Annotated in this window: 6 protein-coding genes; 5 read left to right on the top strand and 1 reads right to left on the bottom strand. The window is 69.8% G+C overall.

Annotation, left to right across the window (positions count from 1 at the left end; genetic code table 11):
- The first annotated feature begins 228 nt into the window (after nucleotides 1–228).
- The 4 genes from G4D87_RS06810 to G4D87_RS06795 all read left to right on the top strand — a co-directional run bounded on the left by G4D87_RS06810 (nucleotide 229) and on the right by G4D87_RS06795 (nucleotide 6569).
- Nucleotides 229–2124, top strand: coding sequence for an FAD-binding oxidoreductase (locus G4D87_RS06810; protein ID WP_163780132.1), 1896 nt, complete (start codon nucleotides 229–231; stop codon nucleotides 2122–2124).
- Complete coding sequence (locus G4D87_RS06805; protein ID WP_163780130.1) at nucleotides 2124–4730, top strand: SDR family oxidoreductase; 2607 nt, start codon at nucleotides 2124–2126, stop codon at nucleotides 4728–4730. Before G4D87_RS06810 ends, G4D87_RS06805 begins: the two co-directional genes overlap by 1 nt.
- Nucleotides 4727–5692, top strand: a complete 966-nt coding sequence (locus G4D87_RS06800; protein WP_240358063.1) for an NAD-dependent epimerase/dehydratase family protein — start codon at nucleotides 4727–4729, stop codon at nucleotides 5690–5692. Before G4D87_RS06805 ends, G4D87_RS06800 begins: the two co-directional genes overlap by 4 nt.
- Before the next feature lie 115 nt (nucleotides 5693–5807).
- Nucleotides 5808–6569 carry a hypothetical protein gene (locus tag G4D87_RS06795; RefSeq protein ID WP_240358062.1) on the top strand — a complete coding sequence of 254 codons (762 nt, stop codon included), beginning with the start codon at nucleotides 5808–5810 and terminating at the stop codon, nucleotides 6567–6569.
- An 80-nt stretch (nucleotides 6570–6649) separates the two neighbouring features.
- Here the strand turns inward: G4D87_RS06795 and G4D87_RS06790 are convergent, their stop codons facing one another.
- Complete coding sequence (locus tag G4D87_RS06790; RefSeq protein WP_163780124.1) at nucleotides 6650–7918, bottom strand: nucleotide disphospho-sugar-binding domain-containing protein; 1269 nt, start codon at nucleotides 7916–7918, stop codon at nucleotides 6650–6652.
- Between the two features lie 436 nt (nucleotides 7919–8354).
- Between G4D87_RS06790 and G4D87_RS06785 the strand changes: the two genes are divergently transcribed.
- Nucleotides 8355–10433, top strand: coding sequence for a sodium-translocating pyrophosphatase (locus G4D87_RS06785; protein ID WP_163780123.1), 2079 nt, complete (start codon nucleotides 8355–8357; stop codon nucleotides 10431–10433).
- Nucleotides 10434–10549 lie beyond the last annotated feature (116 nt).

Here is a 10549-nt window from a genome sequence, read left to right as displayed (position 1 = left end):
GCATAGCCCTTCTCCAGCACCAGCTCCTGCGCCGCCGTGAGAATGGCCAGGCGCACGTTTTCGTCCCTGGGTCGTCCCGTCCGCATGACACGCCTTTACGAGACCTCGGGTCTCGGAAACAAGCCATTTACGAGACTGCTGGTTCCGAAATCGCGTAACGCAGTGCGCACCTGCGTAACCCACGCGCGTTGACGGGGAAGAGGGCGCTGTGTACGAGTGCGCGCGACCATGGCTAAACAATCAGGTTTGCTGCGCCGTCTTGGGAATGTGGCGCTGAACGAGGTGAGCGAGCGCTTCGGCAGCCCGTCACCCACGCCTTCCTCCGGAGACACGCGCTTCACGCCGCCGACGCCCGCCGCGTCGAAGGACGAGGAATCACTCGAAGGCTGGGGCTTCGCCGACACCCGCTTCGTGGTGAAGCCCGACGGGAGCACCGTCCTCACGGGCACCCGCTACAACATCAGCAATGTCGCGCTGCCGGACCTGATGCCGTGGTTCGCCGGCAAGCTGGCCTCGCCGCTGGGATACGACAACCGCAACGAGCCGCACTACCCGCCCGAGATTCCCGCGGCGAAGAAGAACGACACGCTGGTCGCGGCGCTGCGCGAGTTCCTGAAGGAAGAGCAGCTCACCGAAGACCCCAAGCAGCGCCTGCGCCGCGGCCATGGACACACCGGCGGTGAAATCTGGGCCATCCGCTACGGGAAGCTGGACCGGGTGCCCGACCTCGTCGCCTTCCCGCGCGGCCACGACGAGGTGGTGCGCCTGGTGGAGGTCGCCACCCAGCACGGCGCCTGCGTCATCCCCTTCGGCGGCGGCACCAACGTGACGGAGGCGCTGCGCATCCCGCTCTCCGAGGAGCGCCTGGTCATCGCCGTCGACATGCGGCAGATGAACCGGATTCTGTGGGTGGACCCCGTCAACCGCATGGCCTGCATCGAGGCGGGCGCCACGGGCCGCCACCTGATGGAGGAGCTCGCGAAGTTCGGCTTCACCATGGGCCACGAGCCGGACAGCCTCGAGTTCTCCACGCTCGGCGGGTGGATTGCCACGAACGCCAGCGGCATGAAGAAGAACCGCTACGGCAACATCGAGGACCTGGTGCTCGACATGCAGGTCGTCACGCCCCAGGGCATCGTGGAGCGCCCGCGCCAGGCGCCCCGGGAGAGCGTGGGCGTCAACCCGCGCCAGTACATGTTCGGCAGCGAGGGCAACTTCGGCATCGTCACCACGGCGGTGGTGAAGCTGTTCCCCCTCCCCGAGGTCCAGCGCTACGGCTCGGTCATCTTCCCCGACCTCGAAACGGGCCTCTCGTTCCTCTACGCGCTCCAGCAGTCGGGCGCGGTGCCGGCCAGCGTGCGGGTGATGGACAACACCCAGTTCCACTTCGGCCAGGCGCTCAAGCCGGCCAAACACGGGCTGGCCGCGAAGGTGAAGAGCGAAGTCGAGAAGGCCGTGGTGACGAAGCTCAAGGGCTTCGACCCGTACAAGCTCGCCGTGGCCACCCTCGTCTTCGAGGGCTCGCGCGAGGAGGTCGCCTTCCAGGAGAAGACGGTGTACCGCATCGCCTCCGAGCACGGCGGCATGAAGGGCGGCGGCGCCAACGGTGAGCGCGGCTACCAGCTGACCTTCGGCATCGCGTACATCCGGGACCTCACCTTCGAGCACTGGGCCATCGCCGAGAGCTTCGAGACGAGCGTGCCGTGGAGCCGGGCCATGGACCTCTACGAGCGCGTGCAGCGCCGCGTGGAGAAGGAGCACGCCGCGCTGGGCCTGCCAGGCAAGGTCTTCTTCACCGGCCGCTTCACGCAAGTCTATCAGACGGGCGTGGTCATCTATTTCTACCTGGGCTTCTACGCGCGCGGCGTCAGCGACCCGGTGGGCGCGTACGCGGCGCTCGAGCACGCGGCGCGCGAGGAGATTCTGGACGCCGGCGGCTCGCTGTCGCACCACCACGGCGTCGGGAAGATTCGCCGCGGCTTCCTGCCCCAGGTGTTCTCGGAGGCCGCGCTGGCCCTCAACCGCAAGGTGAAGGCCGCCATCGACCCCGACAACGTCTTCGGCGCGTCGAACTGCGGAATCAACGGTCCGGTGGCGCTGACTCCGGACGAGGAGGCGCACTGATGTCCCGCCACGTCTTTCTCACGGGCGTCACCGGCTTCGTCGGCAAGGTGGTGCTGGAGGCGCTGCTCGCGCAGGGCGTCGAGCGCGTCACGGTGCTGGTGCGCGAGTCGAAGGACCGCCAGGGCCGCGTGCAGTCCGCGGCGGAGCGCTTCGCGAAGGTGGCGCGGGCCGAGTGCTTCTCGCGCCTCCAGGCCGGCTGGACGGAGCGCGTCGCGGTGGTGAGCGGCGACCTCGAGCAGCCCGCTTGCGGCCTGTCTCCCGCCGACGCGGACGCCGTGCGCCAGCACGTCACGCACGTCGTGCACTGCGCCGCCAGCGTGGAGTTCGACCTGCCGCTGGCGCAGGCGACCTCGGCCAACATCCGGAGCGCGCTGTCGGTGCTGGAGCTGGCGCGCGCGTGCCCCCAGGTGGTGGGCATGGTCGACGTGTCGACGGCCTACGTCAGCGTGTGGCGGCCCGGCCCCATCGAAGAGAAGCTGGCGCACCTGCCAAAGCCCGCCGCGGAGCTCTACGAGGCCTTCCAGGTGGCGCAGGGCGACGGCCGCGAGTGGCTGGAGCTCACCGGCCACCCCAACACGTACACGCTCACCAAGAGCGTCGCCGAACACCTCATCTGCGAGCGTCGCGGCCACGTGCCCGTCGTCATCGTGCGCCCCAGCATCGTCTCGGCGGCCCACCGCACGCCCTTCCCGGCCTGGCTCGACAGCCCGGCGGCGCTCGCGGGCTGCCTGCTGTACAGCGGCCTGGGCGTGGTGCGCGCCTTCAACGCCGACCCGTCGGTGCGCCTGGACGTGGTGCCGGTGGACGTGGTCGCCAGTGAGGTCGTGCGGTCGGTGTTCGGCCCCATGCCGGAGCCCGGCCAGCCCGTCCCCATCGTTCACGCCACCATGGGTGTGCAGCGGGCGCTGCGCATCGACATGGCCGCGGCGTCGACCATCGAGTGGTTCAAGCACCGCCCCGGCGTGGTGAAGCCGCCCGACATGTTCGTCGGCCGCAAGGACCATGGCTTCGACGCGGTCGACCTGATGCGCCGGGAGCTGCCGGTGCAACTGCAGAGGGCGGCGCTCGCGCTGCTGGGCCAGGCCAAGGCCCACCGCCGGCTGGTGCGCGCCGACGAGAAGGTGCAGTACCTCAACGAGGGCTTCGCGTACTTCACGCACCACACCTTCGACTTCGTGCGCGGCACGCCGCTGGAGGTCCCCGGCTTCGAGCCTGTCGAGTACGTGCGCGTGGTGAACGAGGGCATGTACCGCCACCTGCTCTCTCGCGATGAGAGCCAGGTGTCCTTCGCCGGGCCGAAGCACGACGACGCGCGCGGCGACCGGACCTGGGTCCAGGAGCGCGGCGTGGGCAACACCACCCACAAGGTGTTTGGCTATGCGCTGCGCAAGACGTTCCGCCACTGCACCAGCGACGTGACGTTCGACCGGCCTTCGTTCGAGCGCGCGATGGCGCAGGTGCCCCCGGGCACGCTGGTGGTGCTGGCGCCCACCCACCGCAGCTACTTCGACTTCCTGCTGACCAGCTACCTGTGCTTCCAGCACCCGGAGCTGGGCATCTCGATGCCACACATCGCCGCCGCGGAGGAGTTCGGCCGCATCCCCGTGGTGGGTCCGATTCTCAAGGACTCGCAGGCCTTCTTCATCAAGCGCGGCGTGGGCCGAGAGGTGCCGGAGCTGGGCGAGGAACTGCGCCGGCTCACCGAGAAGAACGCCTCGCTCATGTTCTTCGTCGAGGGTCAGCGCAGCCGGGCGCGGCTGATGCTGCCGCCCAAGCGCGGGCTGTTGCGCGCGCTGCAGAACACGAAGCGCCAGTTCGTCGTGCTGCCCATCGCCATCTCCTACGACCGGCTGCCGGAGGAGGCGTCCCTGTCGGAGGAGCTGTCCGGCAAGCCGCGCCCCAAGATGACGCTCACCGGCGTGCTGTCGTGGCTCGCGAAGCTGACGCGTGGCCAGGTGCAGCTGGGCCGTGTGCATCTGTCGTGTGGCGCGCCGCTGGCGCTCAACCCGGACACCGACGTCCGCGCGCTGAGCCATACGCTCATGGCCGAGCTGCAGCGCCACACCACGGTGAGCAGCTTCCACCTGCGCACGTTCCTCGCCGAGCACCCGATTGCGGGCGTGGACGAAGCGTGGCTGCGTGAGGCCATCGAGCGCCGCGGGGGGCGTGTGCTCGCCAGCGACCTGCCCGTCCCCAGCCCCCTGTCTCCGGCGCTGGCGCACTCGCTCCAGAACCAGTGGCAACACTGGTTCGCCGGTGACGTGCTGGCCCGGCAGCCCGGCAACCCCGCGCTGGAGGACCACCTGTCGCGCTACCGTTGGTGCGCCACGCCGCTGGCCGAGCTGAGCGACGCGCGCGTCGACGCCGTGGTGAAGGCGCTCTTCGAGCCCGTGGTGCGCGACTACCAGGAGGCGACGAAGGTGCGCGCGCCCGACGAGCTGAAGGCCGTGGCGGTGACGCACCGGCCGCACCTGGATGGCGTGGTGCAGGCGCTGGTGTCGCGCGACATCGTGAAGCCCGCGGGTGACGACTTCGAGTGGGGTCCGAACGCGGCGGAGCTCGCGCGGTTCCATGAAGCATGCGCCTGGCGCGGGGTTCAGCCGTGAAGACACTCGTGACGGGAGCCAGCGGGTTCCTCGGACGCAACCTCCTGGAGGCGCTGGGCGACGACGCGGTGGCGCTGGTGCGCTCGCCGCTGCCGGGCCCGGTGGCCCAGGTGTCGGGCACGCCGTTGGACCCTGACGCGTGGCTGCCGCACGCGCGGGGCGTGAAGGTGCTGATTCACTCCGCGGGAATGGTCCACCACAGCCGGCGGCACGCCGATGAGATGGTGCGCTTCAACATCGACAGCGCGCTGGCCATGGTGCGCGCGGCGAAGGCGCTCGACGCCCGGCTGGTGCTGGTGTCGACCTCAGGCACGGTGGGTTGCTTCTCCCACCCGACCATCGAGGCCGACGAGCATTCCCTCTACGCGGAAGGCCTCGTGGGCCGGTGGCCCTATTACCTGTCGAAGATTCGCGCCGAACAACAGTCGCGGAAGCTGGCGAGGCAGCTCGGCGTGGAGCTGACGGTGGTGCGGCCTCCGGTGCTCCTCGGCCCTGGGGACACCTTGGGCCGCTCGACGACCAACGTGGCCCGCGTGCTGAACGGCCGCCTCCCCTTCATTCCCACGGGTGGCATCGCCTTCACCGACGTGCGGGACGTGGCGCGGGCGCTCGCGGTGTTGGCGAGGAAGGCCGCCTGGCGGGACACGTACCACCTGCCCGGCACCACCCTGCCCCTGCGCACCTTCTTCGAGCGCGTGGGCGAGGTCGCCGGCATCCGGGTGAACCGTCCCGGCGTGCCGACGCTCGTCGTCGACGGGCTCGCGAAGCTCGGCGCCCACGTGCCGCTCAAGAAGCTGCCGGACCCCGTGGTGCTGGAGATGTCGACGTGCCACTGGGGCTTCAAGAGCATCTGGAGCCACGAGGAGCTCGACTTCCGGCCGCGGAGCCACCGGCAGACGCTGAGCGACACGGTGGCGTGGCTGCGCGAGGCGCAGGCGCGACAGACACCATTGGCGGGATGAGCCTGTCATTCAAGGGGCACGGCCGTCGTGCCCCAACAGGCCGTGTGTCGTTTCCGTATCGGAACACGTATTACCTTCCAAAACGGGCAAAACTGGCGTGCTATCTTCAGCCGCCATGCGCACTTCCTTCAGCTTCGCGTCCCTCCTCGTCGCTTCTTCCCTCACCGCGGGCTGTCTCGGTCCCGAGACGGACACTGACACGGAGGCGGTCCAGTCCATCGAGCAGCGGGCCACGGACCCCTTGTTCCGCGTCCACAACATCGTCGAGGCCGTGCTCCCGGCCGCCAACTACGACGGTGTCGCTGGCAACGAGTGCATCGCGCTCGTGAACCCCGAGCACCGCCTCCGGAAGATCATCATCTTCGAGGCGGCCGGCGCCAACGGCGCTTGCGCGCTCAATGCCTACAGCGCGGGCAGCGCCCTCAGCTTCACCTGGGGCGACACCTCCGTCTACCAGGGCCCGGCCGGCATCGCCTCCATCCGCGCCGCGCTCTCCGACAATGACGGCGCCGTGCACCGCCTCACGGGCACGCTCACCTCCGAGGCCACCACCCTGGCCCACCTGCAGTCGTTCCTCACGCAGACCTACGCGGCTCAGGCCGAGGACCTCCAGGGTTTCGATTCCGTGCGCGTCCACTCCCGCTACGACTTCGAGGGCCAGGAGCAGGTCTCCGCCGAGGCCGCCTACCAGGCCGTCCGCGTCACCCAGCCCTGTGAGAACCCCGGCTACCCGAGCCTCAACGCCCGCGTCCACAACGGCTTCGTCTATGGCTACACGGCCACCAACACGGGCAGTTGCCACAGCGGCTGGTTCACCAAGCGCCACGTCTACAACCGCAACTGGGAGCTCGTCGACTTCTACGAGTACTCGGAGTAAGTGAGCCGGCCCTCCATGAGCCCGTTGTCCTGACCGCGCGGTTCGAGGCGGCGGCGGCGCCCGACGCCGCCGCGGCCTTGTCATCGGCCGAGTGCCCGCTCGATGACGTCCACGCCCTCATCCAGCTCGCGCGAGCCTCGGCAGGCCTGGCGCATCCTCGCCACCGCGGAGAGGAGGTCGTCGCGCCCCAGCAAGGCATCCACCCGCTCGGTGATGACGCGGGCGTCCTTCGTGCGGAGGTCGCCTCGGAGCCCGAGGTTGTGGTGCACCAGCCGCGCCGTCAGCCCAGGCTGGTCCGCGCCATAGGGGAACAGGAGCATGGGGACGCCGAAATACAGGGCCTCCCGCACGGAGCCGATGCCGCCGTGGTTCAGGAACAACCGCGCCCGCGGGAGGACTTCCAGCTGGGGCACCGAGGCTTCCACCCGGATGGACGGCGGCGCCGCCAGGCCGCGGAGTTGCTCGGCCAGGGCGCCGCAGCTCACGATGAGCTGCCACCCCTCGCGCCGCCGGAAGGACTCCATGACAGCGGTGTAGAAGCGCAGCGCGGCCGGCTGGTCCTCTCCGAACGTCCCCAACGAGCAGTACGCCAGCGGTCTGGACGCGTCGTAGCCGCGCCAATCGAAGGTGCCCTCGTTGCGTGAGGGCTCCACGCAGGTGCCCAGATAGTGCCGGCGGGGAAGCGTGCGCAGCGGCTCGAAGTCCAGGGCCCGGGGGCCAATCACCAGCTCCTCCACTTCCGGCCGGAAACCAAAGTCGCCCCATCGCACGCGGCGTCCCGCGCGCCGCAGCCGCCGGTGCGCGCGGTGGCCCGCCCAGCGGACTCCGTGGTCATACAGGCCCCGCAGCCAGGGGATTCTCGCCTGGAGCGTCCACGCCACGAGGTTGCGAGCACGGCCGAGGTGGCCATTGGCAGCGGGAATGGCCGGGGAGTGCACGGACGGATAGTCCAGCGAGAACGAGGCCGCATAGGTCGGGCTGAGGCTGAGGTACGGCAGCCCGCGCTCGTGCGCGCCCGCGGCCACATCCCACACCACCGGATCCACCAGCACCCCATCCAGCCCATCCGCATTCACCCATGCGTCGAACGCCGCCGCGAGGTGCTCGTGGTAACGCGCGCGCAGGTGCAGGAAACGGATGCCCGGGACACGCGTCGCCCAGCTCGCGGTGACGCGGAGTGACTGGCTGTAGCGGCTGCACTCGAAGCCCTGCCGCGACACGTGCGCCTCGAAGGACTCCGGCACGAAGTAGCGGACGCGGTGCCCCCGGCGCACCAGCGTCCTCGCCAGCGCGAAGGTCGCGTTGAGGCCGCCGTATTCGGGCAGCATGTAGATTCCGACCGTGGACATCCGAGCGCCCCCCAGGTGTATCGCCCCCCCGCAACGACCTCGAGGGAGCCCGGCCAGCCGCCGTGAGAAGACGCAGCCCGCGGCCGCGAAGCTGCCGTGAACCGCCGCGCGCCGTGCCGTCGCGGAGGCCCTGGAATACGTACTGGCCCGTAGCCTTCGAAGAATCGTGAGTGAGTCCGGGCACTTGGGTCCGCGGAGGCGCATCCACCCGCCCCGCATGTCACCCGGAGTCACGCCCCGCTTGGGAGCCGGCCTGGCGCTGGCGGCCGTGACGCACCCACCCAGAACGTTGGTAGGACTCCCAACCTGCTGGGGCGCGCCTAGGAAACTCCCAGATTGCGCTGAAATCAACTATACGCGCTCCGTACAAATTTCGCGGCACACGAGCGACTCGGTCGGCGAGGTCAGGCCCCCCGGGACGGCTCTGGAGGATTGGATGGAGTTGTCGAGTCTCGAGTCGAGTTTCTGGGCAATCGCACCGGGCGTGGTCGGCGCCGTGGGGCTGCTCTTCGCTGCGTTCTTCTACTTCCGCGTCAAGGCGCTCCCGGAGGGTGACGCGACGATGAACCGCATCGCGGGCTACATCCGCGAAGGCGCGATGGCGTTCCTCGTCCGCGAATACCAGGTGCTCGCCGCGTACTGCGCGGCCGTCGCGGTGCTCATCGGCCTGGCGCTGGGGCCGCTCGCCAGCGGGAGCTTCGTGCTCGGCGCGTTCCTCTCGCTGCTGGCCGGCTACATCGGCATGAAGGCGGCGACGTACGCGAACGTGCGCACCGCGCAGGCCGCGCGCACCGGCTCCAAGCCGAACGCGCTGCTGGTCGCGCTCGACGGTGGCGCGGTCATGGGCCTCGCCGTCGCCGGCTTGGGCCTCATCGGCATGGGCGGCATCTACTACGCCTTCCAGGGGCATGCGCAGCTCTCCCCCGTCCTCCACTCCTTCGCCGTGGGCGCCAGCTCCATCGCGCTCTTCGCCCGCGTGGGCGGCGGCATCTACACCAAGGCCGCTGACGTCGGCTCCGACATCGCCGGCAAGGTCATTGAGAACATCCCCGAGGACGACCCGCGCAACCCGGGCGTCATCGCCGACAACGTGGGCGACAACGTCGGTGACGTGGCCGGCATGGGCGCCGACATCTACGAGTCCATGGTGGCCGCGATTGTCGCCGCCATGGCCATCGCGCTGACCGCCAGCGCCGCGGACCTCTCCCGCCTCGTGGTGGACCCCTCCGCGACCGGGAGCGCGAAGGTGGCGGGCGTGGTGCTCCCGCTGGTGCTGTCCGCCGTGGGCCTCATCGTCAGCCTGCTGAGCATCTTCATCGCGCGCGCGCTCAAGCACATGAACCCCGCGCAGGTACTGCGCAGCGCCCTCATCCTGCCCCCGGTCATCCTGGTGGGTCTTTCCTTCGTGATGATGCAGGTGTTCGGCCTGTCCCAGGCCATCACGGTGGCGCTGGCCGCGGGCGCCTTCGGCGGCGCCATCATCGGTCTCGTCACGGACTACTACACGTCCTCCACGCCGGTGCAGCGCATCGCGGAGGCCTCCATCACGGGCGCCGGCACCAACCTCATCCGCGGCCTCGCCGTCGGCATGGAGAGCGTGGGCATCCCGATGGCCACCATCGCCCTGGTGGCCTACATCGCCGACCAGGCGCTCGGCCTGTACGGCATCGCGCTGTCGGCCGTGGGCATGCTGGGCGGCACCGCCGTGGTGATGACCGTGGACGCCTACGGCCCCATCTCCGACAACGCCGGTGGCATCTCCGAGATGTCCGGCCTGGGCCCCGAGGTCCGCGCCATCACCGACGAGTTGGACGCGGTGGGCAACACCACGGCGGCCATCGGCAAGGGCTTCGCCATCGGCTCGGCGACGCTCACCGTCATCGCGCTCTTCTCCGCCTTCAACCTCGAGGTCAACCACACGCGCATCGCCGCCGGCCTGCCGGAGATGAGCCTGCAGCTGACCAACCCGAACGTCATCGTCGGCATGCTGCTGGGCTCCATCCTCCCGTTCCTGGTGGGCGCCTCCACGATGCTCGCCGTGGGCCGCGCGGCCGGCGCCATCGTCGAGGAGATTGGCCGTCAGTTCCGCGAGATTCCGGGGCTGATGGAGCTCAAGGCGGACCCGGACCCCAAGAAGATCGTCGACATCGCCACCAAGAGCGCCCTGCGCGAGATGATCTTCCCGGGCATCGTCGCCATCGTCGCCCCGCCCCTGGTGGGCTACCTGCTGGGCCCCGGTGCGCTGGCGGGGCTGCTGGCCGGCGCGCTCGTCGTCGGCGCCACGATGGCCCTCTACATGGCCAACGCGGGTGGCGCGTGGGACAACGCCAAGAAGTTCATCGAGAAGGGCAAGCTGCCGGGCCACGCGAAGGGCTCGGCGGTCCACAAGGCCGCCGTCGTCGGTGACATGGTGGGTGACCCGTTCAAGGACACCTCCGGTCCTGGCGTGGCCATCCTCATCAAGGTCATGAGCGTCGTGTCCCTGCTCGTGGCCTCGCTCATCGCGCTGCGGTAGTCGCACCGGTGCGGCGTCTCGGATACCGAGGCGCCGCGCCACGCCCGGCAGCTCGCACCGCGCGGCCCCACTCGCCGCGCGGTGCTCTGGAGCGCCAGCGGCCTGTCGTGCACGTG

This window comes from Myxococcus vastator (assembly GCF_010894475.1).
GTDB lineage: Bacteria > Myxococcota > Myxococcia > Myxococcales > Myxococcaceae > Myxococcus > Myxococcus vastator.
This window is presented reverse-complemented; position numbering and strand designations above follow the sequence as displayed.